The 22,979-nt window shown below is 71.2% G+C and carries 28 protein-coding genes; 16 read left to right on the forward strand and 12 right to left on the reverse strand.

The window, feature by feature from the left end:
- Positions 1-14: 14 nt before the first annotated feature.
- Positions 15-914, reverse strand: coding sequence for an SDR family oxidoreductase (locus ACV7NM_RS29715; protein WP_463413186.1), 900 nt, complete (start codon positions 912-914; stop codon positions 15-17).
- A 277-nt stretch (positions 915-1,191) separates the two neighbouring features.
- Here ACV7NM_RS29715 and ACV7NM_RS29720 point away from each other — a divergent pair, with 277 nt between their 5' ends.
- Positions 1,192-1,419: a hypervirulence associated TUDOR domain-containing protein gene (locus tag ACV7NM_RS29720; protein WP_463413187.1), complete on the forward strand. Its 228-nt coding sequence runs from the start codon at positions 1,192-1,194 to the stop codon at positions 1,417-1,419.
- Between the two features lie 12 nt (positions 1,420-1,431).
- On the opposite strand, the gene ACV7NM_RS29725 is transcribed toward ACV7NM_RS29720, so the two are convergent.
- From ACV7NM_RS29725 to ACV7NM_RS29745, 5 genes are all read right to left on the reverse strand, one after another.
- A complete protein-coding gene (locus ACV7NM_RS29725; RefSeq protein WP_463413188.1) occupies positions 1,432-1,827 on the reverse strand; it encodes a hypothetical protein in 396 nt (131 codons plus the stop codon).
- 98 nt (positions 1,828-1,925) lie between these two features.
- A complete protein-coding gene (locus ACV7NM_RS29730) occupies positions 1,926-2,243 on the reverse strand; it encodes a hypothetical protein (protein ID WP_463413189.1) in 318 nt (105 codons plus the stop codon).
- Between the two features lie 148 nt (positions 2,244-2,391).
- Positions 2,392-3,651 (reverse strand): MFS transporter, encoded by a 1,260-nt coding sequence (locus ACV7NM_RS29735; protein ID WP_463413190.1) that lies wholly within the window; start codon positions 3,649-3,651, stop codon positions 2,392-2,394.
- A 138-nt stretch (positions 3,652-3,789) separates the two neighbouring features.
- Positions 3,790-4,146, reverse strand: coding sequence for a hypothetical protein (locus ACV7NM_RS29740; RefSeq protein WP_463413191.1), 357 nt, complete (start codon positions 4,144-4,146; stop codon positions 3,790-3,792).
- Positions 4,147-4,403: 257 nt separating this feature from the next.
- A complete protein-coding gene (locus ACV7NM_RS29745; protein WP_463413192.1) occupies positions 4,404-4,979 on the reverse strand; it encodes a TetR/AcrR family transcriptional regulator in 576 nt (191 codons plus the stop codon).
- Positions 4,980-5,061: 82 nt separating this feature from the next.
- On the opposite strand from ACV7NM_RS29745, the gene ACV7NM_RS29750 reads away from it, so the two are divergent.
- The 7 genes from ACV7NM_RS29750 to ACV7NM_RS29780 all read left to right on the forward strand — a co-directional run bounded on the left by ACV7NM_RS29750 (position 5,062) and on the right by ACV7NM_RS29780 (position 11,080).
- Positions 5,062-6,246, forward strand: coding sequence for an FAD-dependent monooxygenase (locus ACV7NM_RS29750; RefSeq protein ID WP_463413193.1), 1,185 nt, complete (start codon positions 5,062-5,064; stop codon positions 6,244-6,246).
- 171 nt (positions 6,247-6,417) lie between these two features.
- A complete protein-coding gene (locus ACV7NM_RS29755; RefSeq protein WP_463413194.1) occupies positions 6,418-7,632 on the forward strand; it encodes a beta-ketoacyl-[acyl-carrier-protein] synthase family protein in 1,215 nt (404 codons plus the stop codon).
- Between the two features lie 133 nt (positions 7,633-7,765).
- On the forward strand, positions 7,766-8,344 hold the full coding sequence (locus ACV7NM_RS29760) for an ArsR/SmtB family transcription factor (RefSeq protein WP_463413195.1): 579 nt from the start codon (positions 7,766-7,768) through the stop codon (positions 8,342-8,344).
- 56 nt (positions 8,345-8,400) lie between these two features.
- A complete protein-coding gene (locus ACV7NM_RS29765) occupies positions 8,401-9,195 on the forward strand; it encodes an MFS transporter (protein WP_463413196.1) in 795 nt (264 codons plus the stop codon).
- Positions 9,196-9,227: 32 nt separating this feature from the next.
- Positions 9,228-9,572, forward strand: coding sequence for a hypothetical protein (locus tag ACV7NM_RS29770; protein WP_463413197.1), 345 nt, complete (start codon positions 9,228-9,230; stop codon positions 9,570-9,572).
- Between the two features lie 231 nt (positions 9,573-9,803).
- On the forward strand, positions 9,804-10,220 hold the full coding sequence (locus ACV7NM_RS29775; RefSeq protein WP_463413198.1) for a hypothetical protein: 417 nt from the start codon (positions 9,804-9,806) through the stop codon (positions 10,218-10,220).
- A 278-nt stretch (positions 10,221-10,498) separates the two neighbouring features.
- On the forward strand, positions 10,499-11,080 hold the full coding sequence (locus ACV7NM_RS29780) for a P-loop nucleotide/nucleoside kinase family protein (RefSeq protein WP_463413199.1): 582 nt from the start codon (positions 10,499-10,501) through the stop codon (positions 11,078-11,080).
- 90 nt (positions 11,081-11,170) lie between these two features.
- On the opposite strand, the gene ACV7NM_RS29785 is transcribed toward ACV7NM_RS29780, so the two are convergent.
- Positions 11,171-11,638 (reverse strand): hypothetical protein, encoded by a 468-nt coding sequence (locus ACV7NM_RS29785; RefSeq protein WP_463413200.1) that lies wholly within the window; start codon positions 11,636-11,638, stop codon positions 11,171-11,173.
- A 307-nt stretch (positions 11,639-11,945) separates the two neighbouring features.
- Between ACV7NM_RS29785 and ACV7NM_RS29790 the strand changes: the two genes are divergently transcribed.
- Entirely contained in the window at positions 11,946-12,623 is a 678-nt protein-coding gene (locus tag ACV7NM_RS29790) for a helix-turn-helix transcriptional regulator (RefSeq protein WP_463413201.1), read from the forward strand.
- A gap of 32 nt (positions 12,624-12,655) precedes the next feature.
- The gene (locus tag ACV7NM_RS29795; RefSeq protein WP_463413202.1) at positions 12,656-13,213 is read left to right on the forward strand and encodes a DUF3291 domain-containing protein; all 558 of its coding nucleotides are present in this window, start codon (positions 12,656-12,658) and stop codon (positions 13,211-13,213) included.
- 778 nt (positions 13,214-13,991) lie between these two features.
- Here the strand turns inward: ACV7NM_RS29795 and ACV7NM_RS29800 are convergent.
- Positions 13,992-14,441 carry a hypothetical protein gene (locus ACV7NM_RS29800; RefSeq protein WP_463413203.1) on the reverse strand — a complete coding sequence of 150 codons (450 nt, stop codon included), beginning with the start codon at positions 14,439-14,441 and terminating at the stop codon, positions 13,992-13,994.
- A 377-nt stretch (positions 14,442-14,818) separates the two neighbouring features.
- Here ACV7NM_RS29800 and ACV7NM_RS29805 point away from each other — a divergent pair, with 377 nt between their 5' ends.
- From ACV7NM_RS29805 to ACV7NM_RS29820, 4 genes are all read left to right on the forward strand, one after another.
- Positions 14,819-15,406, forward strand: a complete 588-nt coding sequence (locus ACV7NM_RS29805) for an Hsp20/alpha crystallin family protein (RefSeq protein ID WP_463413204.1) — start codon at positions 14,819-14,821, stop codon at positions 15,404-15,406.
- Positions 15,407-15,942: 536 nt separating this feature from the next.
- On the forward strand, positions 15,943-16,218 hold the full coding sequence (locus tag ACV7NM_RS29810) for a hypothetical protein (RefSeq protein WP_463413205.1): 276 nt from the start codon (positions 15,943-15,945) through the stop codon (positions 16,216-16,218).
- A 206-nt stretch (positions 16,219-16,424) separates the two neighbouring features.
- Positions 16,425-16,910 (forward strand): flavodoxin family protein, encoded by a 486-nt coding sequence (locus ACV7NM_RS29815; protein WP_463413206.1) that lies wholly within the window; start codon positions 16,425-16,427, stop codon positions 16,908-16,910.
- Positions 16,911-17,163: 253 nt separating this feature from the next.
- Positions 17,164-18,612: a serine/threonine-protein kinase gene (locus ACV7NM_RS29820; protein WP_463413207.1), complete on the forward strand. Its 1,449-nt coding sequence runs from the start codon at positions 17,164-17,166 to the stop codon at positions 18,610-18,612.
- Positions 18,613-18,618: 6 nt separating this feature from the next.
- Here the strand turns inward: ACV7NM_RS29820 and ACV7NM_RS29825 are convergent, their stop codons facing one another.
- The 3 genes from ACV7NM_RS29825 to ACV7NM_RS29835 form a co-directional block, all read right to left on the reverse strand.
- A complete protein-coding gene (locus ACV7NM_RS29825) occupies positions 18,619-19,059 on the reverse strand; it encodes a glutaredoxin domain-containing protein (RefSeq protein ID WP_463413208.1) in 441 nt (146 codons plus the stop codon).
- Positions 19,060-19,107: 48 nt separating this feature from the next.
- Positions 19,108-19,911 (reverse strand): methyltransferase domain-containing protein, encoded by an 804-nt coding sequence (locus tag ACV7NM_RS29830; protein WP_463413209.1) that lies wholly within the window; start codon positions 19,909-19,911, stop codon positions 19,108-19,110.
- A 95-nt stretch (positions 19,912-20,006) separates the two neighbouring features.
- Complete coding sequence (locus ACV7NM_RS29835; RefSeq protein WP_463413210.1) at positions 20,007-20,873, reverse strand: alpha/beta fold hydrolase; 867 nt, start codon at positions 20,871-20,873, stop codon at positions 20,007-20,009.
- A 909-nt stretch (positions 20,874-21,782) separates the two neighbouring features.
- On the opposite strand from ACV7NM_RS29835, the gene ACV7NM_RS29840 reads away from it, so the two are divergent.
- The gene (locus ACV7NM_RS29840; protein WP_463413211.1) at positions 21,783-22,118 is read left to right on the forward strand and encodes a response regulator transcription factor; all 336 of its coding nucleotides are present in this window, start codon (positions 21,783-21,785) and stop codon (positions 22,116-22,118) included.
- Here the strand turns inward: ACV7NM_RS29840 and ACV7NM_RS29845 are convergent.
- Positions 22,052-22,483, reverse strand: coding sequence for a GNAT family N-acetyltransferase (locus ACV7NM_RS29845; RefSeq protein ID WP_463413212.1), 432 nt, complete (start codon positions 22,481-22,483; stop codon positions 22,052-22,054). The two genes, ACV7NM_RS29840 and ACV7NM_RS29845, sit on opposite strands and share 67 nt — an antisense overlap.
- Before the next feature lie 177 nt (positions 22,484-22,660).
- On the opposite strand from ACV7NM_RS29845, the gene ACV7NM_RS29850 reads away from it, so the two are divergent.
- Positions 22,661-22,822 carry a hydrophobic protein gene (locus ACV7NM_RS29850; RefSeq protein ID WP_463413213.1) on the forward strand — a complete coding sequence of 54 codons (162 nt, stop codon included), beginning with the start codon at positions 22,661-22,663 and terminating at the stop codon, positions 22,820-22,822.
- The last annotated feature ends 157 nt before the right edge of the window (positions 22,823-22,979 follow it).

Consider the following 22,979-nt stretch of genomic DNA (forward strand, 5'->3'; position numbering starts at 1 on the left):
CGGGCCGCCTCGCTTCAGCGGGCCTGCGGGTCCGGCCTTCGGGTGCCGGTGGAGTCCGCCAGCCCGCCCGCTCCGAGCAAACCCGTCGCCTGGAGGGTGGTTCTCCGCTGGAGCCGCGGGAGTGACCGCTTCGAGAGGAAAGTGACCACCGGCGGCATCGCGGCGCGGACGGGTTGGGTGACACGGAGCCACGCCGGGGCGTACACGGCCGCACTGCGCCGCTCGACGGCCCGCACCATACGGTCGGCCACCGTCTCGACCGGGTAGACCTTCCTCGCCGGGCGTGGCATGTGCGCCCTCAGTTCGCGCAGCACGGGATGATCGTCCGCGCCGCGGATCATGTCGGTGTCGGTCCAGTTCAGATACGCGATGCCCACGTCGACGCCCTCGTGCGCGACCTCCGCCCGCAGCGAGTGGGCGAACGACTCCACGCCGGCCTTCGAGGCGCAGTACGCGCTCATCATGGGCGCCGCCCCGATCGAGGCCAGCGAGGCGATCTGCAGGTAGTAGCCACGGCAGGCCCGCAGGTCGGGGAGGAACACCCGGGCGGTGCCGGCGCTCCCGATGAGGTTCACCTCGATCACCCGGCGCCAGAGTGCGGGGTCGGACTCCGCGAAGGGGCCGCCCTCCGCCACTCCGGCGTTCGCGACCACGATGGAGGCGGGGCCCATGCGCTCCCGTACGTCTGCCGCCACCCGTCGCATCGTGTCGTCGTCGGTGACGTCGACTTCCCAACACCGGGCCGGTCCGGGGATCGAATCCCTGACCGTGGCGAGGGTCGACTCCTCACGGCCGAGGAGTGCGACCGCGGCGCCCCGCCGGGCGAGTTCACGGGCGACCGCCGCACCCAGCCCGCGGGCGGCGCCGGTCACGACAGCAGTGCGGCCTTGCAGGGAACGTGCTGAGCCCGTCACGTGGTTCCTCCTCGGGGGGAAGGTGCCACCGGCGCGGCGGTTCGCACCGCGTGGGCCGGCGAGCCGTTCTCCCACCATAGGCACCGGGGCCGGGCCCTGCCGGTCCACGGATCGGCCGGCCGGCCGGGACGATCATCATGCGTGTACAGATCCGGCAGAAGGCGCATCCACTGGACGCCGTCGCGGAGAAGGAACCGATAGGCGTGCGGTTGCGGCCCTGCCCGGCCGCGAAGAACATGATCGGGACCGGTGACGACGAGCGGAGGAGGAGGCCGCCATGGCCAAGGACGACAAGCTCGGATCGGGCGACAAGGTCGCGTGGAGCAGCCACGGTACGACCGTGTCCGGTGAGGTGAAGAAGAAGATCACGACACGCACGAAGGCGGCGGGCCGCACCGCCGACGCCTCCAAGGACGAGCCGCAGTACGAGGTGGAGAGCGACAAGTCAGGCCGTCGGGCCGTCCACAAGCCCCGGTCGCTGCGCAAGCGCGGCAAGAGGTCGTGACAAGGGCCCGCTTCACGCCCTCGGCGCGGAGCGTCCGTCCCGTGTCATGAAGGCGATCAGGGCGGAGACGGCGAAGGTCGCCACGAGGGTCGACGACATGACGAGGCCCACGCCGATCACGAACAGGCCGCTGGCGTCGTCGGACCAGTCGTACCAAGCGGCGGCGGTCAGACCGGCCGTGGTGCCGATCACGGCGCTCGGTACGTGCCGCCGGGACGCCGCCCAGTACACCGGGCCCAACAACGTCAGTACGAGCCCGATCACCTGCCAGGCTTCGTACGGGCCGGTTTGCGACCCGTCGGGGTGTACGTCGCGGTGTTGGTCCCAGCCCAGCCAGGCGGCCCATGTCGCGAGCGGCGCGAGGAGCAGGAGGACGAAGGGAGCGAGGCTCCGTGGGGTCGGGCGCATGCCCCAAGCGTCCCTGCACGCTCCGGCCCCGGGGAAGGGCTCACGTACTCAGCCGGCCTTGAGTAGCCAGACTCCCGGGGCCCGGACCTCCGAGGGGCTCATGCCGATCCCGGACCACGCTGATGACGGCCGTGATCCGTATCGGACACCGCGAAGCCGCCGTCCACGTAGCGCACCACCAGCTCCCGCTCCCCTCCCGAAGCGGCCTCGGCGGCGCGCCGCAGCTCCACCCGGCGCACCCCGCTGTAGCCGCCCCGCCGCCAGAACGGGTGGGCGCTGATCCGGCACGACAACCGGATGAGCTCCCGCCGAAGCTCCGCTCCGCCCCGATCGGGCCGGAGAGCGAGCAGGTTGTACGTACGCGTCCACCGTTGCTGAAGCTGGATGAGGTCATCGGGGAAGGGGAGGGACTCCATCCGCTTATTCAATCAGGTGTTCGAATTTCTCCGCGAGCCGCCGCGCTTCCGCGCCTGATCGGTCACGTTCGGTGAGTCGATGCGCGCGAACCGGCCGGGCGCGCGGCGGGTGCCCTCGGCTGGGCTGGGCTTGCACAGGCGTGTTCGTTCAATGCCCCATGACCTCGACGGGACGAGCGGTCGGCGTAGGGCCGGAACGCAACAGCCATGCCATGACCAGCCCCACCGCGACGAGCAGGGCCCCATCGACGGCCAGGCCTGCGACCGCGCTGACGGAGGCGATGAGGACGCCGCCGAGCAAGGTTCCGAGCGGGCCGAACGTACTGGTGAGAGCGGCATAGTAGGCGCCGGCCTCCTTGAGGCGGTGCTCCGGGAGGTGCTGCTGCATCACGGTGCTGATGATCGCCGGGAACGGGGCGTAGACCAGGCCGCCGATCAGCATGGCCACCCAGGCCACGGCCAAGTGCGCCGGGACCGCCACGACGACGGTGACGGCTCCCCAGGCCGCCGCGATCAACGCCGCGTACTGACCGCGCGCCGGCGAGCGGCGGGCGCCGACGAGCAGGCTCCCGAGGACGGCGCCGACACCGAACGCCGCCCAGAGGCCGCCGAGTACGGATTGCGCGCTCCCACCGCCCGCGCGTTCCTGTGCGATCAGCGGCAGGCCGACGACGAACGGCCCGTAGAGGAGGAGGAACAGCGCCGCCAGCACGAACAGGCCGAGTACCGCCGGATGTCCGCGCAGACCGGCGGCGCCGCGCCGCCCCAGTTCCGCCCCGTCCCGCGCCTGCTGTGGCTGTTGCCCGGAGGGAGCGCCGGGCACTGTCAGGAGCAGGGCGGCGAAGAGGAGGAAGCTGAGGGCGTCGATGCCGAGGACGAGTCCGGCGTCGGTGAGGGACATCAGTATCCCCGCGAGCGCCGGCCCCACCATCGCGGCACCCTGTACGGCGTTCGCGAGGAGGGTGTTCGCCGCGAACAGCACGTCGGGCTCGACCAGTTCCCGGGTCATCGCCCGGGAACCGGCTCCGGCCAACGGGCGGGTGAGGGAAGCCAGCCCGAGCAGCACCAGGTAGCCCGTCAAGTCCAGCCCGTCGAACAGCGCGAGCAGGGCCGACGCGCCCAGGACACCACCGCGCCAGGCGCTGTCGATCAGCAGAAGAGTGCGGGAGCGCACCCTCGCGATGCGGCGCGCGGCCAATACGCCGGTCGCGATGCCCGGGACCAGGTACGCCGCGCTCGCGAGGGCGATCGCGAGCGGTTCGGTGTCCCCGTGCGCCAGTCGCATGGCGAACACCACGACGGTGACCTCGCTCATGGCGTCCCCGAAGCCGGACATGCTCTCACCGATGAAGTACCGGCGGAACAGCCCACCCGAGAGGAGCCGTTTGTAGGCGGTGAGTGTGCTCATACGGGCCTCCTCGCCGGATCAAGTACCTGATCCTGCCGTAAGGCGACCCAACGCCCCTCGCTGGGGCGGCCGTTGAGCCGGAATGACGCCTGCGGCCTCGGCCGGGTACCCGGGGCCGCCGGCGGACGGGCGCCGTCATCACCTGCCGAAGAGGAAGAAGCGGGCCGGGACGAACACCTCGTGACCGGTCCGGAAGCGGACACGTACTCCCGACTCCGTCCACGTGGTCGACTCGATCCCCTCCGCTCCCAAGACGGTGTCGATGTCGACCCAATGCCCGTAGGACAGGCCGGGATCCCTGCCGATCACCATCCGGTAGGAGTGCCGCCCCGACAGCGTGTGTTGGTGCACCAATCCGAGGAAGTGCGGTGACCGGTCGTCATAGACCGGTGTCGCGGGAGCGTCGGCGCGGTACGTCACCTCGGTCCGCGGCCACCACACAACGGTCAGGAACGCGGCGGTCAAGACGACGCCCGCGACGCCGCCCAGCAACACCCTGCCGATTGCGGTCGTCCGGCGGGGCCGTGCGGTCGGAGCGGATCGGTCGGGGGTGGGCGTACCGATGATGTCCCTCCAGGGTCTGGCGTCGCTCCGCACCGGCGGGCGGGAGGCGGCTCTGGGTAAGGACGCGCGAGCGGCCCGATCGGTTGTGGCGAATGCGGGCCGGCGAGGTGGGCGGTTCCTCGCGGGGCGTTGTCCCGGCGGCGCGGGGCGCACACATCCGGTGCCTTCCGTGAGCATCGGCGCAGCGCTCAGCCGGCGGCCAGGGCGGCGTCGAGCATGCGGCGGGCGACCGCCGTGAGTTCCGCCGGATCGGGCGCCGGCCGGGTACGGGCCATCGCGCAGGCGAGCCGGTCGAACAGCAGGCCGTCGGTCCAGGCGACCAGTAGCTCGGCGGCCTCCCCGGGGCGATCGGCGCCCAGCGCCGCGAGGACCGCCGCCGCACGGGCGCGGGCCGCCAAGCCCGCCCGGTGGAGCGCGGACTCCAACTCCGGCGTGCGCGCGGCCTCCAGGCTGAGCTCGTAACGGGCGAGTTGACGTTCGCGGCCCGTGGTCAGCCAGCGGTGGAGCATGATCCCGAGCCCGGCCGCTGCCTCGTCCCGCGAACCCGGTCGCGTCGGCTGGATGTCGTCCAGGTCCAGTTCCTCGATGCGCGCGTAACAGGCGCCGATCAGCGCCGTACGCGTGCGGAAGTAGTACGACGTACTCCCGGCAGGCAGTCCGGCCGTGGTGTCGATCGCGCGGTGCGTGAGCCCTCGTAGTCCGGCCGCGGCCACGGTGGCGATCGCCGTGTCCGCGATGAGGGTGCGTCGGTCAGGAGTGGACATGCCCTCACTCTACAGCTGTAGAGTGAGGGCATCCTCTACATCCGTAGAGTGGGATGTCCGTGTCGATCGGAAGAGGTGTCCCATGACGAACCGTCACGCGGTGGTGGTCGGGGCCGGTATCGGCGGCCTCACGGCCGCCATCGCACTGCACCGCCGCGGCTGGCACGTCACCGTCTGCGAACGCGCCCCGGAAGCCCCCGTCACCGGCGCCGGCATCGGCCTCGCCCCCAACGCCCTGCGCGCACTCGACGCCATCGGCGTCGACGCCGCATACGCCGCCGGCAGCGCCCTACCCACGACCATGGGCGTGCGCCGCTCCGACGGCCGGTGGCTCACCCGGACCGACACCACCGACATGGCCGCCCGCTACGGCACGGCCCCGATCGCCGTCCCGCGCCCGGCCCTCATCGCGGCCCTGACCGCCGCCCTGCCGTCGCAGGCCCTCCGCTACGGCACGTCGGTGACCGCCGTCGACGACGACGCCGACCGCTCGACGGTCCGTACGGCAAGCGGCCCCGACCTTCCGGCCGACCTGGTCGTCGCCGCCGACGGTATCCACAGCCCTTTGCGTCGCGCGTACTTCCCCACCCACCCCGGTCTGCACTACATCGGCGAGACCGCCTGGCGGGCCATCGTCGACGCCCCGGACCTGCGGACAACGGCGATGAGCGAGACATGGGGGCGAGGCGAACGTTTCGGCGTGACCCCTCTGTCCGACGGCCGGTTCTACCTCTACGCCACCGCGCTCGTCCCGGCCGGCGCCCGGTCGACCGACCCGCGCGGCGAGCTCCGCCGACGCTTCGGCTCGTGGCACGACCCGATTCCGGCCCTGCTGGACCGCGTGGACCGCCTCGATCCCGCCGACGTGCTTCGCAACGACCTCTACGACCTGGCCGGCCCGCTCCCGCGCCTGCACCACGGTCGGATCGCCTGGCTCGGTGACGCCGCCCACGCCATGGCACCCAACCTCGGCCAGGGCGGATGTCAGGCCATGGAGGACGCCGTGGTCCTCGCCCACCTGCTGCCCGCCGGAGACGGCGGGCGCGGCTCGCGCTCCGTCCCGGCCGCCCTCGCCGCCTACACCACCGCCCGCCTCGGTCGCACCGACGCCGTGCGCGTCCGCGCCCGCCGGGTCGGCCGCCTGGGCGCTCTCCGTAGCCCACTCGCGGTGGCCGCCCGTGACCTCGCGGTCCGCGCCACCCCGGCCCGCCTCGCGCTGCGCGGCATGGACGACCTGTTCAACGGCTTCCACCTCCCCGGGCTGTAAGGGGACGGAGGCAAGGGCGGACGGGAGGCGGATCGGGTTGTTGGAAACCCACAAGGCGCAGGCGGTGAATCGGTCGAACTCATTCTGATTCTGCCGGGATTTCCACTGAGATGATCACCATGAGATCAGCTCGCAGGCTGTGAGATCCCTACTATGTGGAGGAGAACGAGAATGGCTCGAAACGATCAGGTCGTGGTCACGGGCATGGGCGCCATCACCCCGGTGGGTGCCGATGCGCCGTCGTCCTGGGCGGCTCTGCTGGCCGGGAAGTCCGGGGTTCGTCTCCTGACCGAGGAGTGGGCGGCGGAGCTGCCCGTGCACGTCGCGGCAAGCCTCACGTGTGACCCGGCCACGATGCTGCCCCGGGTGGAGGCGAGGAAGCTGGACCGCGGTGAACAACTCGCCATCCTCAGCGCCCGCGAAGCATGGCAGGACGCCGGCGCGCCCGAGGTCGAGTCCGAGCGGCTGGCGGTCGTCATCGGCACGGGGACTGGCGGGGTGCTGACGACCCTCGGCCAGGACGATGTCTTCGAACGGTCGGGTGCCCGCCGTCTGTCCCCCTTCGCGGTCCCGATGCTCATGCCCAACGGCCCGGCCGCTTGGGTCAGCATGGACCTCGGTGCGAAGGGGGGCGCGCGGACGCCGGTGAGCGCTTGCGCGTCCGGAGCCGAAGCCCTCGCCATGGGCCAGGACCTGATCCGCGCCGGTCGGGCCGACGTGGTGATCGCCGGCGGTGTCGAGGCGTGCCTGCACCCCTTCACCCTCGCCGCCTTCGCCCAGATGAAGGCCCTGTCCACCGCATCCGAGAATCCGGAGACGGTGTCCCGCCCGTTCGACGTGGCGCGATCCGGCTTCGTCATGGGCGAGGGGGCGGGAATCATGGTGCTCGAACGCGCCGAGTTCGCCCGGGCCCGCAATGTGCGCACATACGCTTCGCTGGCCGGTAGCGCGGTGTCCTCCAGCGCGCACCACATCACCGCGTCCGACGCCGACGGTCAGGTCTTCGCGATGGAGTCCGCCCTGCGTGACGGCGGCGTCGATCCGCAGGACATCGGCGTCGTCCACGCGCACGCGACCTCCACCGAGTCCGGTGACGCGGCCGAGGCGGAGGCGATCCGCCGAGCCGTCGGCAGGCAGGCCGCGGTGACGGCGACCAAGTCGATGACCGGTCACATGCTCGGTGCGTCAGGGGCGGTGGGCGCGATGGTCGCGCTGCTCTCCCTCAAGGAGGGCAACGTCCCGGCCACGCTCAATCTGGACCGGCTGGACCCGGCGGTCGACCTGGATGTGGTGCGGGGAGAGAACCGCACCGGTCGCTGGTCGGCCGCCCTGGCCAACTCCTTCGGCTTCGGCGGCCACAACGTCAGCCTGGTCTTCACGAAGTAGCCCCATGACCCCAAGGGCCCGAAGGGCGGGAGGGGGCGGTAACAAGGGGCGGCGCCGGCCCAGCGCCAAATGTGCAGCGTTTCTTGCGCAGTTCTTATTGCGCAAGAAATCCTGTGCATCTAGGGTCGGAGCCATGCCCACCCCGGAGACCGTCACAACGCCGACCTCTGCCGCGGCCCTGCGCGCCCTGGCCCATCCCCTGCGTCTGCGGATCTACTACGCCCTGGCCGCGCACCAAGTGGCCACCGCGACACTGTTGGCCGAAGAGCTCGATCAGAAGGTGTCGCTGGTCAGCTACCACCTCGGCCAACTCCACCGCTACGGGTTGGTCGAGGAGGGGCCCAACCTCCGTGGTGACGGGCGTGAACGCTGGTGGCGGGTCCGCAAGGGAGGAGTGCGGTTCTCGGACAAGGAACTCGCCGCCGAGCCCGGCGGTGAGGTAGCCGGAAAAGCACTCGGCCAAGCCGTCCTCGCCCGTCACATCGAGATGCTCGAAGAGCACATGCAGGCCCAGGCCCAGGCAGCCCCCGGCTCCGCACCCGAGGGTCATTCCTTCAACAGCGACATGGCCCTTCGCCTGACCGGCGAGCAACTCGAAGCTCTGCAAGCGGAGTTCACGGCACTGCTGGACCGTTACCGCGCGCAGCAGGCCCCCTCCGGGGAAGGGCGACAGTTCATCGTGCTCGTCCATGGCATCCCCCACAAGCCATGACAGAGGTTGACCAGGCAGAACGTGCGTGCGCCACCGGCTTGAAGGACCGACGGCTCATGACATGGCTCTCGGGCGAGGCTCTTTCACAGTTCGGCGACCAGTTCTTCATCGTGGCTCTCGCCGTCAGTGCCGTGCAGTCCGGAGGCGCCGTCGGAGCGGGCCTCGTCCTCGCCGTGAGTGCTTTGCCCAAAGTCGGCCTGCTCCTCTTCGGCGGCAGCCTGGTCGACCGCTTCGGCCCGCGCCGCCTGATGCTCGGCAGCGACATCGCCCGCCTGATCCTGATGGCCGCCCTCTCTCTGTACGCGACGGCCACCACCCCCACCACCTGGGTCCTCGCCCTCGTGGCCTGCACCTTCGGGGCTCTGGACGCGGTTTTCGAACCAGCGGCCAACACCCTCCCGGTCCACGTGGTGGCGGAGGGAGAGCTTGTCCGGGTACAGGGCCTGCGCGCCGCTCTCGGCAGAGGAGCGACGATCGCCGGTGGCGCCGTCGGCGGCTTGACCGCCGGTTTCGCGGGCGTTTCCTTCTCCTTCGCCGTCGACGCGGCCACCTTCGGCATCTCGGCCGCCGCGCTGTGGTGGCTGCGCGCCCCCGACCCCGCACCGAACGACGAGCAGTCCCGCCACCTGTGGAGCGAGACCGCCGCCGGTCTGAACTACGCCCTGACCCATCCATTGCTGCGCAGCGCACTCCTGTTGGTCGCCGTCCTGGAGTTCTCCCTCACCGGCGCGGTCAACGTCGGGGTTCCCCTGATCGCCGAGCAACGCGAATGGGGTCCCTCCGGAATCGGACTGATCAACAGCGCTTCGGCGCCGGGGCGATATTGGGGCCCCTCTCCATGGTGGTGTTGAAGCAGCGGCTACGGAGAGTGGGCCCACTCGTCTTGGGCGCGGCCGCCCTGGGAACGGCCTGCTTCGGCATCATCGGCACCACCGGCCGGCTCCTCGTGGCGGCCGCCGTCGCCGCAGGGCTCGGCCTGACGATCGGCTTCCTCGCGGCGATCGTCATCCCGCTGATCCAGCGCGCCAGCGCCCCGGCCTATCTCGGCCGTGTCATGAGTCTGCTGGCCCTTGCCGTCTCCGGCCTCACCCCCCTGTCGATGGCGCTGACCGGCCTTGCCATCGGATACCTCGGCGCCCCGGTCACCATGGCCCTATGCGCCGCCCTAGCAGGGCTGGTGAGCTTGACCGCTCTGACCGCCAGAGCGTTGCGGCAAGCAACCTTGTGAGAGCGGGCCGCCACCGTCCCCGGACCGTCCCTGGACGACGTGCCCGAGCCGAGCCCCGGCACCTGAGACCGACACGCGGTGGGCCCGAGGGAAGGCCTCCGCCATTGCTCGCGCCCCCTGCCGACGTGGCCTACCGGTCAGCGGTCGTCGTCCGCCACAATCGGAACGCAAGGTCACCTCCCGGGTGGCGCGGCCGACGCGAAAGCCTGGACCTCCCGTGGAGATGCCGAAGTGACAGAACGAGAGCGGGAGTTGTCGATCGCCTGGACTGAGGGCGAAACCACGGTCCGTTGGACCGACGTATCTTCCGGCACCACGGTACGGAAGCGGTACGAAGCGCCCCCACAGAACGTCATGGCCTGGCAGCAACAGGGCAAGACGCTGGTGCTGGTGGTGGAGGCACTGAACACCCGACCGTTCACCCCGACCGACAACGCCGTGGTCTACCAGGCCGACGGCTCCGAGGAATTCCGCCTCCGGCCGCCACCCGGCGCATCGACCGAGCCGAACCCGGTCCTCGGCTTCTACACCGCCTACCCGGGCTCCGACGGGCTGCCGGTCCTGGTCATCGCCACGCGATCAGGGGATCTGCAAGCCCGGCTGGACCCGCAGTCCGGTGAAGTGGTGGACGTGCGTACGTGGCGTTGATGCGCAAGCCGGTCCTCACCGACTTGCCGGGCACCGGGTACCGGGCAGCCGGATCGGGCGCGCCTCACCGTCGGTGCCCCGCCCCCCTGACGGTCCCTTATTCGTTGACCAAAGGGCTCACGTAGTGTCGAAGTCCTTCAGACCTCGTACCGGACGGCCCATCACCTGTGAGCACACACCCGAGCACCGAGCCCCACGCGGAACAGCGACCGGACCGCCGGTCGTCCGCGGACGGGCTCGGCGATCCATCCCCGAGCGGTGACATATCCCCGCGGGGAATGGTCGACCTACGAGGTCCGGCCGGTCGGGACGTCTGGCTCTCGTACCCGTTCGACGCGGCGGTCGTGGTCGCCGGGCTTCCCGGCAGTGGGAAGAGCACGCTGCTCCGCGCGTGGTCCGATGCCGCCACCGTGGTCGACCCCCGCGTCACCCGCACCGCCTGCGAAGCGCGCATGCCCACCTGGCTTCCGTACGCGGTGTACCGGCCCTGGGCGCGACTGAAGCACATGCAGTGGACGCGCCGCGAACTGCGCAGCCACCGGCCCCTGCTCATCCACGACTGCGGCAGCCGGGGTTGGATGCGAAGGTGGTTGACCCATACGGCTCGTCGGGCCGGGCGCCCCTTGCACATGGTCGTGTTGGACGTCGGTTCCGAGGAGGCCCTGTCGGGCCAGCACGCCCGTCGGCGGCTGGCGTCGCGCCGGGTCTTCAACATCCACCGGCGAGGGCTGAGGAGATTCCTGTCACGAGTACAAGGCGAAGGACTGACCAGGACCCCTGGCATCACTTCCCTCGTGCTGCTCGACCGAGGTCAGCGGGACCGCGTCACAGCGGTGCGGTTCGAGCTCCCTCCCACGTGAGCTCCCTCCCACGTGAGCTCCCTCCCGCGTGAGCGGGCCGCTGGGTGACGAGGGCGGACCGATACGCGAGGTCACGCGACGCGGCCTGGTTCATATGCTCGCGGCGGCGGGCACGGGCTTCCTGGTGGTCATGAGGGCGCGGATCGCGATGTGCTGGGAGTAGGCGAGCACCCCGATCGTGATCGCGCCCATGACTACGGCGAAGAGCGCGTGACCGAGCGTGGAAGTGATGGTCAGGCCCAGCGCCTTCAGGAGGAAATGGCTGCCGATGCGCAGGGCCACCAACGCGATGGCGATCCTGCGGGTCTCCTTACCGCGCCACAGTGCCTTGGCCAGCCCGAGGCGCTTGCGCATCAACGTCAGGGAGACGGTGATGTTCACGGCCAGGGCGACCAGCAGTACGGGCCACGCGGAGGGGAACGCCTGGAGTATGTCGAACGCGGCTGCGAGCACGCCTTCGAAGCCGAAGAACCAGAGTGGAAGCCGGTAGTCGGCGGGTGCCAGGTTGCCGGCGTCGATCGGTTCGGCCGGTGCGGTCTTCTTGCTGAGGATGTTCATGGTTGCCCCCGAGGTCGTGTGGTGATCGTCAGTCTGCCGGCGGGCGATCGTCGGGTGGCAGGGTCCCGGGTCACCTGTGCCGTATGACAGGTGTCATGTGTCATGTGTTTGCCTGGCTTGCGTGCCCGGTGCGCCTGCCTGGTGCCTGCCTGCCGGGTGTGCCCGCCGGCCGGAGCCGGCGCGGAAGGGCGCCGGCACCCCACCGTCCCGCCCACCGCTCGCCCGCCTCCCGGCATCGGATGCCTTCCCCAGGGGGTCGCGAGGCCGCTCCTCTATCTCAAACCCGCGTTGTTCTTAGAATGACCGTGTGGAAGACATCGACGCGATCGCGGCGCTGCAAGACCCGGTGCGCCGCCGCCTGTACGAGTACGTCGTGGCCCAGGGCCGCGAGGTCGGCCGCAACGAGGCCGCAGAGGGGGCCGGGGTGGCCCGTACGCTCGCGGCGCACCACCTGGACAGGCTGGTGGAGGCGGGGCTGCTGGAGAGTGGTAGTCGCCGGCTGACGGGCCGCTCGGGGCCTGGGGCGGGCCGTCCCGCCAAGGTGTACACCCGGACGCGGACCGAGCGGGCGGTGTCGCTGCCCGCCCGCGACTACCGCACCGCCGCCGAGTTGCTAGCCGAGGCCGCGGAGCAGGCCGGGATCGACGCCACTCTCTGCGCCGCCGCGCGCCGCCGGGGTGAGGTCCTGCGGGGCTCGGCGGCGCCCTGCGCCGGCCTCGACGAGGCCGTGGAGATGCTGGCCGCCCGGGGCTACGAACCCCACTTCGAAGCTGACGAGCAGTCAGTCGAGGCTGCCGGACGCGTCGTCCGCATGCGCAACTGTCCCTTCCATGCCGTCGCGGAACGCTTCCCGCCGCTCGTCTGCGCCATGAACTTGGCCCTCCTGGACGGGCTGTTCGGTACGGACGGCCCCGTGCGCGCCCGCATGGACGCCCGACCGGGGGAGTGTTGTGTGGTGGTCACTTCTAAAAACAATTCTCATTGACATAGAAAAGCGGGCCGTGCTGGGATGTGACCATGACCGCACCCGTCGCGCACGCCGCGCACCTCGCCCAGCTCAACGTCGCCACGCTCCGACACCCCCTCGACGACCCGCGCATGGCGCCGTTCGTCGAGATGCTCGAACCGGTCAACGCCGCCGCCGATGACGCGCCCGGCTTCGTCTGGCGGCTCGTGGAGGAGGGGGCGGCCGACGCCACCGAACTGCGCCCGGCAGGTGAGGACGTCATCGTCAACCTGACGGTGTGGGAGACCCCGGAGGCTCTGTGGGACTTCACCTACCGCAGCGGCCACTTGGAGGTGATGCGGCGACGGCGTGAATGGTTCGAGCGGCACGTCCAGGCGCACCTGGTGCTCTGGTGGGTCCCCGCCGGCCACATCCCGAGCGTCGGCGAGGCCCTGGAGCGGCTGGCGGCCCTGCGGGCGCACGGGCCGTCCCCGTACGCGTTCACCTTCGCCTCCTCCTACACCACCGCCGAGGCCGCCCACCACCTCCGACCCACGCCACCGGCGCAGCGCGAGCAGCCCGCCCGAAGCGCGCGGCCGACGTCGGCCGCGGACACGGCGGCCGTGTAGCGGAAGGGAACGAACCGCAGTGACCGAACGGCTGCCGCTCCGATTCCGCGAACCCGCCCGGACGCCCCTACGCACCGGCGGCGACCGGATACGAGGCCGGGCTCCGGGGCAGGTCACTCGTTGGTGGAATGTCCGCGAGCCACCGAGGCCCCGCTGCCACGGGTCGGACACAGTGGGCGGATGCGCTGCCGGGTCCTGCCTCTTGTACTTGCCTCTCTGCTGGTCGTCTCCGGCTGCGTGTCGGTCAACGGCACGGACGACAAGTCGGGCAAGCGGGACATGGCACCGAGTGCCCCTGCCCTGCGGGCCGGCACGGATGTCGGGTACGGAGCTTGGCCTCTCACACAGTTGCCGCCGGACCCCACCCCATCACCCACCAGCGCTCACGCCGCGAACGGCGAGCCGACGGGGCCGCCGCCTTCCGAGCCGCGCCCGGACGGCCCCGAAACCGACTCGGGCAGCGAGCCGGCAGGTCGGCGCCGCCACCCCGCCCCGGACACGTACCACCCCCGCGCGCAGCCCCCACCCTCGAAACCCGAGCACCGGGAGCGGCCCCGGACCCGGCCGACTCCCGACCAGGGCGGGCGCCCCGGCTCCACATCCGCCAGGCGCAGCGAGATGGCCGAGCTGTGCAGGGCGTCCCACGGGGTCACGAGCTCCTCGGTCACCGGTCTCTGCAGCGGTACGTACGGGAGCGGTACCTCCGGGCCCTGACCGGTACTCGCCGCCCTCACTTCGCCCGTCGAGCCGGCGATCGGCCCCGCGAGAAATCGGTCGGCTACTGCCCGAGCACGGCCCGCCGCAGGCGGGATACGCCCCGCTCGTGTCCGGCCGTCCCCTCCCGGACGGCCTGTGCCCGGTCCATCTGTCCCCACCCCGCGCCGCCCTCGGCGTTCACCTCGTCCCGTACGTCCTTGAGGCCGTAGTGGACGAACAACTCCTGCTCGTCGGCGACGGTCAGGACGCTTCCACAGTCCAGCGCCGCGCACGGGGCCTGCTCGATAACGGACACGGCATACGGGACTACCAGCTGCTCCTCCTGGAGCGAAGCGTGGCGCAGCGGGACGAACACGCCGCCGAGCCCCGATGAGCGGTCGACGACCCGAGCCCATTCCGGCCTGCCGGTGGTGTCGTCCACCAGTACGTACTCCACCGCGCCGACTCGCTGGCCATGCTCCGTCCGGGCCGTGCAGGTGGCCAGTGCCGACAACTGCTCCTGAGTGATCACCGCTGCTCCTCGCTCCGTCTGCCGCGCCCCTGTCCCTCACCGCCTACCCACGCCTCGTCGGCTGAAAATGGCGGTTAGGGCGTTGCGGCCACCGAAACCGGATCGGTTTTGGGCCGGCCCCGGGCTCCCCACCGGGCGCGACGCCCGTGCCGGCCGCTGTCGGCCCTGGAGGCTGTCGGCCGAGGGGCCGGTGATTGCCTCGAACGGATCGGTTTAGCCGCTGGTGGTGGGGTTACCCGCCTCTATATCGGGGGTGGCGCGACCGCCGCCCCGGATCACGACGGGAGGTGAAGGTGATGGCACTGCCGATCCGACGCCACAGAAGCAGTCCGGGTGGGGTGCTGAGGGGACTACATTCGTTCGGGGACTTCGAGCGCATGTGGGACCAGCTGGGCCGGTTCCTGGAACAGGCCGCCGCGCCCACCGAGGGCAGCTCGACCTGGCTGCCGATGGCCGAGGAGATGGAGAACGACCGCTCCTACACCGTCAAGCTGGAGCTTCCGGGTTATCCCGCCGAGACCATCGACATAGAGGTCGAGGGCGACCAGCTCGTCGTCAGCGGCGCGCTGTCCGAGGAACAGCACGGAAAGGTACTCACCCGTCGGCAGGACGGTTTCACGTACCGCACCGGCCTGCCCCCCGGCGCCGACGCCGAGCATTGCGTGGCCACCCTCGACAACGGTGTCCTCACCCTGACCATCCCGAAGGCGACGCGGCGGCAGCGCCCCCGCAAGATCGAGATCGGGCATGGGCGGCACCACGTGGAAGGAGAGAGCCCGGTCGGAGAGAGCCCGGTCGAACGAGAGACCTTGGTAGAGCTCGCAGGGGGAAGACGGATGACTCCTGCCGAAGAGCACAACTCCTTCATGACCGGAGGCGCCACCGATGCCACCGGAGGCCGGCCTGCCGGCGGGTCTTCCGACGGCACCGCTGCCCGCGGAATCCGCCCCGAGCCGGGCGCCTGACACCCTGCGCGAAGTCCGGCGCCCCGCCCCGGCCGTCCCGCCCGGAGCTTCCCGGTCGCTCGGGCGGATTCGTCGTGCCCGGTTCGCTCATGCTCGGTTCGGTCTTGCTGGTTCGGACGGGCACGTCGTGGCAAGGTGCCGGCTATGAGCCCCGAGGCCCCGTACATGCAACCGGTTCGCCACCACGACGCCGGCACGTGGCTCGTCCGGTTCCGAGGAGCGTCTTCGCCAGGCTGCCCGTCTGGATGAAGTCCGCAGGACGTCGTGACGAGGTGCCGGCCGGCCTGGCGGCCCTCCGCGGCCTCGCTCGGATATCGACCCCCGCCGATCGCTCCGACGCCGCCCACGAACGCGACGACCGCCCGCGCCACCACGGCAGCATGCTCTTCCGCGGCGGCCCGTACCAGAGCGCTTCACCCGGGCTACCGGTGGGGTAAGCCCAGAAGGGCAGCATCAGCCGGTGAGGCCGGCCGCACCGGCCGGCCCGAGTCTGGCTCCAGCCGCTGCCGGACAACGACGACTTCGGGAGCCAGCCTGTGCGTCACGACGACGAGCCGGTGTTCAAACGCAGCCGGTGGGGAACCAACCGCTACTACTACAACCCGCGCAACCCCGTCGGCCTCGCATTGATCGTCCTGAGCCTGTTCTTCGCCGGGACGATGATGATCCTCATGGCGAATCGGGCCGGCCCGTTCAAGCCGCCCGCCCCGACGCCGGTTCCGTCCTACGACTACTCCTGGCCGCCGACATCGAGCGAAGCGCCCGCAGCCCGGCCTCCGTTGCCTTCCCCCGTCAGCACCCCGGCTCCCTGACGCCCATACCGGCCGCCATGCCTCCCGCCGCGATCAGCCGCCAGGAGGCGGGTTGCGGAGTCCAGGCGCGCAACCCCCGTCGCTGACAGAGCACTTCACATCCTCCGGCGATCCCTTTGAGGCATCTCGCGGCGGCGATTGTCACGTTCTGCCGGTCGAGACGGGTCTGAGTCATGACCCGCACGAGACCCGGGAGGGACCCCACCATGGAAGCCATGAAGATCGTCATCGTCTGCACCTCCGTGTCGCACGGCAACACACGTCGTGTCGCCGACGCGATGGCCGACGTACTGGGCGCGAAGGTCGTCACCCCCGAGGCGGCCGACCCGGCAGAGCTGGCCGGCGCCGACCTCGTCGGCTTCGGCTCGGGCGTCTTCTACGGCAATCTCCACCACCGCCTGACCGATTTCGTCGAGGCCCTGCCCCCGAGCCGGGGCCGGGCGTTCGTGTTCGCCACCAGCGGGCTCCCCGAAATCCCGCCGGCGCGCTTCACCCGCCCCCTCGCCCGGCTCCTCGAAGGCAAGGGCTACGAGGTGGACGGGGCCTTCTCGTGCCGGGCGTTCGACACCTGGGCGCCGTTCAAGCTCGTGGGCGGCATCAACAAGCACCGCCCGGCCCCCGAGGACCTGACCGCCGCGCGGAACTTCGCCGAGCGCGTCATGAAGGCCGCCGCGACCGCGCTGGGGCGCTGACAGACCTCCCGCCGGGCCCTTGAGGGGGTAGGGACCGGCGGGACCCTCCTTGAGCACACCCCGCCGAATCCGCGTTGGCCCGCGAGGTCGACACCGCCAACCTCGGAGGAACGCGCCTCACTCCGGCGGGCAGGGCGGACCTGGCTGATCGCTTCACTCGCGGAGTGGCCGCCCCGGAGGGCGGGCGAGACTGCGTAGCCCGTTGTGCGTGGGGTAAGCGCGGCGTATTGCCGGCGAGAAGAGGAGGTCCCGCATGTCGGCGCGCCCGAGTTCGGCCCACGCAGTGCAGATCCCGCTCGGCTCCCTGCTCGGCGGCCGATACCGGCTGCGAGCCCTCATAGGTTCCGGGGGGACGGCGGACGTATTCCGAGGTGTAGACCAAGTCCTGGAACGCGAGGTAGCGGTCAAAATCTTCCGCCCCGGCGCGGACACCGTCACCGCCGACCGCTTCTGCGACGAGGCGCAGACCTTGGCCCGGCTCTCGCACCGCGCCCTCGTCACCGTGTACGACATCGGCCGTCACGGACACGGGGCGTACATGGTGACGGAGTTGATACCCGGCATCACCCTGCGCACCCGCATCGATGCCGGCCCCTTGAGCCCCGTACACGTCATCCGGCTCGGCGCCGAGATCGCGTCGGCCCTCGACCACGTCCACGCGCACGGCATCATCCATCACGACATCAAGCCGTCCAACGTCCTGCTCAGCGACGACGGCTCACCATTCCTGGCCGATTTCGGTCTCGCCCGGGCCGTCGACGACCATTCCCGCAGCGAACCGGACACGCTCGTCGGAACCCTGGCCTACATGGCCCCCGAGCAGCTCCGCGGCCAGGGCGCGGGCATGGCGAGCGACGTCTACGCCCTGGGTCTGACGCTGCTCGAAGCGCTCACCGGTGTCCGCGAGTACGTGGGCACACCCGCCGAGATCGGCGTCGCCCCGCTGTTGCGTCCGCCTCAGGTGCCCGAGCTGCTACCTGTCGATCTGGGGCGGTTGCTGACGGCGATGACCGACCCGGACCCGCAGGCGCGACCCGACGCCGCCCGAATCCACTTGACCCTGCAGAGCCTCGGCGCGGCGCGAAACGGCGCGGTGCGAAACCCGCATCCGCAGGTGGCATTGACGGCGGTTCCCACCGCCGTTCCGGCGGAGCCGGTGTCGGACACGCACCGCGCACCCGCTCCGCTCGATGGCGCCCCGAGCGTTCCCGGTCCCGAGAAGCGCCCGCCCCGGCCCTCGCGCCGCACGGCGGGCGTCGCCCTGATGGCCGCGAGCGTGGTCGGCGCGTCCGTGCTCCTGGTAGGGGCGACCGATTCTTCCCACGCGCCCTCCGACAGCCGACCGTCGACTTCGGAGGCGGCCGCGCGCCCGTCGTCGCCCACACCCACGAAACCAGCGACACCCGCTCCCTCCGCGATACCCGCCACATCCGTGAGCACGAGCTCGCACGCCACCACCGCGGATTCCACGACCCCGGCGGCCGGGGCCCCGAACCGGCCGTCCGCTCCCGCCACTGCGGCCTCGCCCCCGGAAGACACCCGCCCGACGGGCCACGATCCAGCAGGCAAGGTCAAAGAGCAGCAAGCCGAAAGCGACAGGAAGCCGGAGAAGACGAGGAAGAAGGAGCAGGGGAAGCAGCAGGAACAGAAGCAGGAACAGGGGAGTGGGAAGGGGAAGGAGAAGGAGGAGCCGTCGGGGTGAGGTCCGTCAGGCGGTGGAACGGGCGAGCTGTTCGCGCACCCAATCGGGATCGGGGTTGACCTGAGGCCGGCCGGCCACGACGACGGTCGGCACGGTCTCGTTGCCGTCATTGGCCGCCCTCACCACTGCCGCTCCGGCCGGGTCACGCCAGATGTCGACCCAGTGCACCTGGCGAGCGCTGCGCCCCAACCGGACGCGCAGTCGGAGGCAGTACTTACAACCCGACCGCCAATAGACGACCGGCCGCCCGTCGACGGCGCTGCGGCGTTGCGCCTCCACCGCATCGATCGACCGGGGGAAGACCAGAGGCGAGTGCACGCTTGCCGGCAACACAAACCCCAGCAGCAGCGCCGCGGCTGTGCCCGGGCTCCCGGCGACAATCAGTCCGGTCGCGACGACTGAGCCGCAGAGCAGAAGCAGCGTGGGCAGGATCCAGGTGCGCGTCATGATGACCCAGGTTATCGACGGGTCGAAACGCCCACCAAGGCCTTCGGGTCACGGACGGCGTCCCCACGCGGAGATCATCGGGGCGGTGGCCAGGTCGAGGCAACCGGCGGCGACGTTCGCCAAGTGGCGGTCGATCTCCTCGTCGGTGGCGAGCCCTTCCGCCACCAGCCGGCGGCGGATCTGCCGTACGGTCGCGGCCTCCAGTACGGCGCACGCGGGCGAGGTGACGGGGAAGTACGCGTCGGCCCGGACGTCGACCAGACCGGCCTCGCGCAGCAGCCTGGGCAGGGTTCGCCCGTAGGCGAGGTCCGCGCCGCGGGCTGCCATCAACGCGCGAAAGCCGGATCGCAGCCGGTTGGCGAGCTGCTGGTCGGGACCCGACTCGTCCGGGCACAACAGCGGCTGGAGCCCGGGGTCGGCGTCCTCCAGGAGCAGCCGCCCGCCGGGTCGCAGCGCCCGGACCATCCGGTGCAGGGCTTCGGCACGGTCGGCGACGTGGACCAGGACCAGTCGGGCGTGGACGAGGTCGAAGCTTCCGGGCGGCGGTGGATCGGCCGCGACGTCGTGGCGCAGCACCTCGATCACGCCGTCAGCGACGTCCCGGGTCCAGGACACCTCGATGTCGGTGGCGATCACACTGCCCGTGGGGCCGACCCGCTCGGCCAATCCGAGGGGTACGGACGGGCCACCGGCACCGACCTCCCAGCACCGCATGCCGGCGGCGATACCGAGCTCGTCGACATGCCGGAACGTCACCGGATCGAACAGCTCGCTGAGCGCGTCGAACCGGATGCCCGCCTCCGATTGCCGGTTGTCCAGCAGGTAACCGCGGTCCGTGTCGTCGTCGGCCATGTGGCGATTCTGGCAGAGGCGCGATCGTGTATCGGACGACGGCGACCCAGACCGTCCCCTCGCGCCGGAGGGCAAGACCGCGCGCCGCCGGTCCCTCATCCGGCCGCAGCGGGCTCGGTCCCGTCGCCGGACGTGAGGAACTCTGTGATCAGGCGGTTCGTTGACGTGGGGGACGCGGTGGGCAGGGCGTAGTGGGTCAGGTTCGGCAGGGTTTCGATCCGGGCGTGCGGTACGGCTTCGCGGGCGCGGACCGCGACCTTCTGCGGGTCGTGGGCGCTGCTCCGGCCGGCCAGGAGGACCATCAGCGGGGCGCGCAGCGCCCTGGGATCGGGGCGGCGGCCGACGATCAGCTTGCGGTGCGGGACATCGGAGACGGCCAGGGCGAACAGCCGCTTCCAGTCCGAGGCGGTGTCCGTGCCCGCGGTCTCGCGGTCGAGGTAGCCGAGTGCGCGGGCCGCCGTCGGCCGCACCAGCACGGGCAGTGAACGCAGCAGGAAGCCGGGGCGGTAGCCGGCGAAGCACTGGGTCGGGTCGAGGAGCACCAGCCGGCCGACCCGTTGTGGCGCGTGCAGGGCGTACGTCAGCGCGATCCAGGCGCCGTACGAGTGCCCGAGCATATGCGCACGTGAGATGCCGAGGCCGTCGAGGAGGGCGTCCAGCCAGGCCATCAAGTCCGCGGTGGTACGCAGGGGGCGACCCTCGCGGACGCTGCGGCCCGCGTCGCCGATGATGTCGACGGCGAACACCCGGTGGTGCGCGCCGAGCGCCGCGGCGTTGGCGAACCAGACGGCGCCGGTGGCGCCGCCGCCGTGCAGGAGGAGGAGCGGAGCGCTCTCGGCCGCCCCGTGCGCGTGGACGCGGGTCGTGCCGTACGGGGTCGGGACGTCGATCTCGGTGGTGCCGGCCGGCCAGCGGGCCAGTAGCGCGTCGTAGGCGGCGAAGAAGTCATGGGATGCGGACACGGCGGGCCCCTGGGGTTCGTCTCGTTGGCCGATTGTCTCGCTCGGGCGAGATTCCAGTCGAGTGAGCGATGATGACACCCCGGCCGTGCGGCCGGTCCACCTCTTGCGCGCGGGCACGGTCGAAATTGGCCTGAGCGGGGCCGAGTTCGCCGGACGCAACGGCCTGCACCCGTTCCACCCACGCGCCCTGATTCGGCTGCTCGGCGCGGACCGGGCGGGCGACACCGTCACCCCGGGGCTGCTAGGCGAGGCCCTGAAGCTCACGGTACTTGGCCGCGGCCCTGCGCTCGGCGGCCCCGACCGGCGCGCCTTGGGCGTGACCCCGAGGGGGTGCGCCTGGGTACATCCCCCTTCGGTATCCACGCGCAAGGGCGACCCGGGCCCGTACCGACAGAGCCGAAGGCGGGGCGTGACGGACACGCCGCGATCGATTTACGGGGAGGGGCCGGGCAGGCGGGGGTGTTCCTCGCGTCGCCTTCGTGGCGTCGGGCGTGTGTGGCGCCCTGCAACCCGCGACCGGTATCCCGCCCGAGGTGGTGCAACTGACCCAGTTCGGGCCCGCCGTCGCCGTCGCGGACGTGGCACTGCTGTGGCCCGGCCGGATCAGGAACCGGCTCGCCGGAACCCTGCCCGCCTCCGGGCGTGCCCCCGCCCCCGGGCCGCGGCCCCCGCCGTCGCCCCCGGCCGCGGATCGGCGGGCCGCGAGGGGCGCAGCCCTGCCCTCGGCACGGCTACGCTCCTGCTCACCCCCGCCCTGATCACCCCCGCCCTGATCACCGCCCTGTGTGCGGTCGGCGGCCTTCCGACGACCGGCTCGCTCCCCGCCGCCGCCCCCGGGGCCCTGGTGGCACACCCCCTCGCCCTGGTCGTCCTCGCACAGTTCGTCGGTGCGTGCCAGGAGGAGATCGGATGGCGCCGCTGTCTCCAGCGCGGCCGCGCACCCGCTTCGGCCCGGTCGCCGCCTCCGTCCTGACCCGCAGGTCATCGCACTGCTCCTCGCCCGCAGCGACGCCCGCGGCACCACCGCAGGAGCTGACCCCGCGCGAGATGGACGTACTGCGGCTCATGGCCGAAGGCCGCTCCAACGCGGCCGTGGCGCAGACCCGGTTCATCAGCGAGAGCGCGGTCGAGCGCGGTGGAGGAGCGGTGCCCATCGCACGGTCCTCACCGCAGGGTGCTCACTGCTCCCCCAACGCCATCCACTTCTCCGGCGTTTCCAGCGGTGCGAAACCGACCTTGGCGTAGACCCCGTGGGCGTCCGCGGTGGCCAGCATGATGCGGCGCAGTCCGTACGGCGCGAGGTGGTCCCGGACGGCGGTGGCCAGGGCGGTGCCCAGGCTCTTGCCGCGTACGGCGGGGTCGATGTACACATCGCAGAGCCAGGCGAAGGTGGCGTTGTCGGTGACCACACGGGCGTAGCCGTGTTGCGCCCCGGAAACACTGTCGTAGAGACCGAAGTTGAGGGACTCGGCGATGGCCAGGTCCTGCTTCTCCCGTGGGCGGCCAAGGGCCCAGTAGGCGTCCTGTGAGAGCCAGCGGTGGACCAGCTCGCGATCGAGACGCTCGGGGTCGGTGGAGACTTCGTATCCGTCCGGAAGTGCACTGTTCATGGCCGTATCCAAACAGTCGGACCGCACGCGGGCCAGAGGATTTCGACGGAGCCGGACCGAACCGATCGGCGGGTGCGGGCGCTCTCTATTGCCCGTCTGTGGGAATAAGAAACACATAAGAATCGACCGCATGGGTGGGGAGCGGTCGGGCAGAAGGTGCTTCGGAGGTTGATAACTATGGTTCCCCTGCTTCTCGTTCTTCTGCTCGCCCTGATCCTCTTCGGTGCCGGTTTCGCGGTGAAGATCCTCTGGTGGGTCGCCATCGCCGTCCTGGTGCTCTGGCTGGTCGGTTTCGTCGCCCGTCCGAGGGGTGGCACCGGCCGCTGGTACCGCTGGTAGGCGTACGGCAACAGCGCACCGCTGACCGTTGGGCGGTGGCCTGTCGCCCCTCTTCCACAAGAGGGGCGACAGGCCACCGCCCTCTCCTACGTGTCGAGCCGGGGCAGACGGGCGTTAGCGGAGACCGGGCGATGCCGGCCCGATGGGTCGGGCCGGC

The sequence above is a fragment of the Streptomyces sp. Tek67B01 genome, from assembly GCF_055231995.1.

Bases quoted from the DNA above. Each gene is read 5' to 3' on its own strand.
- ACV7NM_RS29755 (WP_463413194.1), top strand. From the start codon at position 6,418: ATGGCTCGAAACGATCAGGTCGTGGTCACGGGCATGGGCGCCATCACC.
- ACV7NM_RS29760 (WP_463413195.1), top strand. From the start codon at position 7,766: ATGCCCACCCCGGAGACCGTCACAACGCCGACCTCTGCCGCGGCCCTG.
- ACV7NM_RS29745 (WP_463413192.1), bottom strand. From the start codon at position 4,979: ATGTCCACTCCTGACCGACGCACCCTCATCGCGGACACGGCGATCGCC.
- ACV7NM_RS29750 (WP_463413193.1), top strand. From the start codon at position 5,062: ATGACGAACCGTCACGCGGTGGTGGTCGGGGCCGGTATCGGCGGCCTC.
- ACV7NM_RS29820 (WP_463413207.1), top strand. From the start codon at position 17,164: ATGTCGGCGCGCCCGAGTTCGGCCCACGCAGTGCAGATCCCGCTCGGC.
- ACV7NM_RS29850 (WP_463413213.1), top strand. From the start codon at position 22,661: ATGGTTCCCCTGCTTCTCGTTCTTCTGCTCGCCCTGATCCTCTTCGGT.
- ACV7NM_RS29795 (WP_463413202.1), top strand. From the start codon at position 12,656: ATGACCGCACCCGTCGCGCACGCCGCGCACCTCGCCCAGCTCAACGTC.
- ACV7NM_RS29735 (WP_463413190.1), bottom strand. From the start codon at position 3,651: ATGAGCACACTCACCGCCTACAAACGGCTCCTCTCGGGTGGGCTGTTC.
- ACV7NM_RS29765 (WP_463413196.1), top strand. From the start codon at position 8,401: ATGACATGGCTCTCGGGCGAGGCTCTTTCACAGTTCGGCGACCAGTTC.
- ACV7NM_RS29805 (WP_463413204.1), top strand. From the start codon at position 14,819: ATGTGGGACCAGCTGGGCCGGTTCCTGGAACAGGCCGCCGCGCCCACC.
- ACV7NM_RS29845 (WP_463413212.1), bottom strand. From the start codon at position 22,483: ATGAACAGTGCACTTCCGGACGGATACGAAGTCTCCACCGACCCCGAG.
- ACV7NM_RS29840 (WP_463413211.1), top strand. From the start codon at position 21,783: ATGGCGCCGCTGTCTCCAGCGCGGCCGCGCACCCGCTTCGGCCCGGTC.
- ACV7NM_RS29720 (WP_463413187.1), top strand. From the start codon at position 1,192: ATGGCCAAGGACGACAAGCTCGGATCGGGCGACAAGGTCGCGTGGAGC.
- ACV7NM_RS29785 (WP_463413200.1), bottom strand. From the start codon at position 11,638: ATGAACATCCTCAGCAAGAAGACCGCACCGGCCGAACCGATCGACGCC.
- ACV7NM_RS29780 (WP_463413199.1), top strand. From the start codon at position 10,499: ATGGTCGACCTACGAGGTCCGGCCGGTCGGGACGTCTGGCTCTCGTAC.
- ACV7NM_RS29730 (WP_463413189.1), bottom strand. From the start codon at position 2,243: ATGGAGTCCCTCCCCTTCCCCGATGACCTCATCCAGCTTCAGCAACGG.
- ACV7NM_RS29830 (WP_463413209.1), bottom strand. From the start codon at position 19,911: ATGGCCGACGACGACACGGACCGCGGTTACCTGCTGGACAACCGGCAA.
- ACV7NM_RS29725 (WP_463413188.1), bottom strand. From the start codon at position 1,827: ATGCGCCCGACCCCACGGAGCCTCGCTCCCTTCGTCCTCCTGCTCCTC.
- ACV7NM_RS29815 (WP_463413206.1), top strand. From the start codon at position 16,425: ATGGAAGCCATGAAGATCGTCATCGTCTGCACCTCCGTGTCGCACGGC.
- ACV7NM_RS29825 (WP_463413208.1), bottom strand. From the start codon at position 19,059: ATGACGCGCACCTGGATCCTGCCCACGCTGCTTCTGCTCTGCGGCTCA.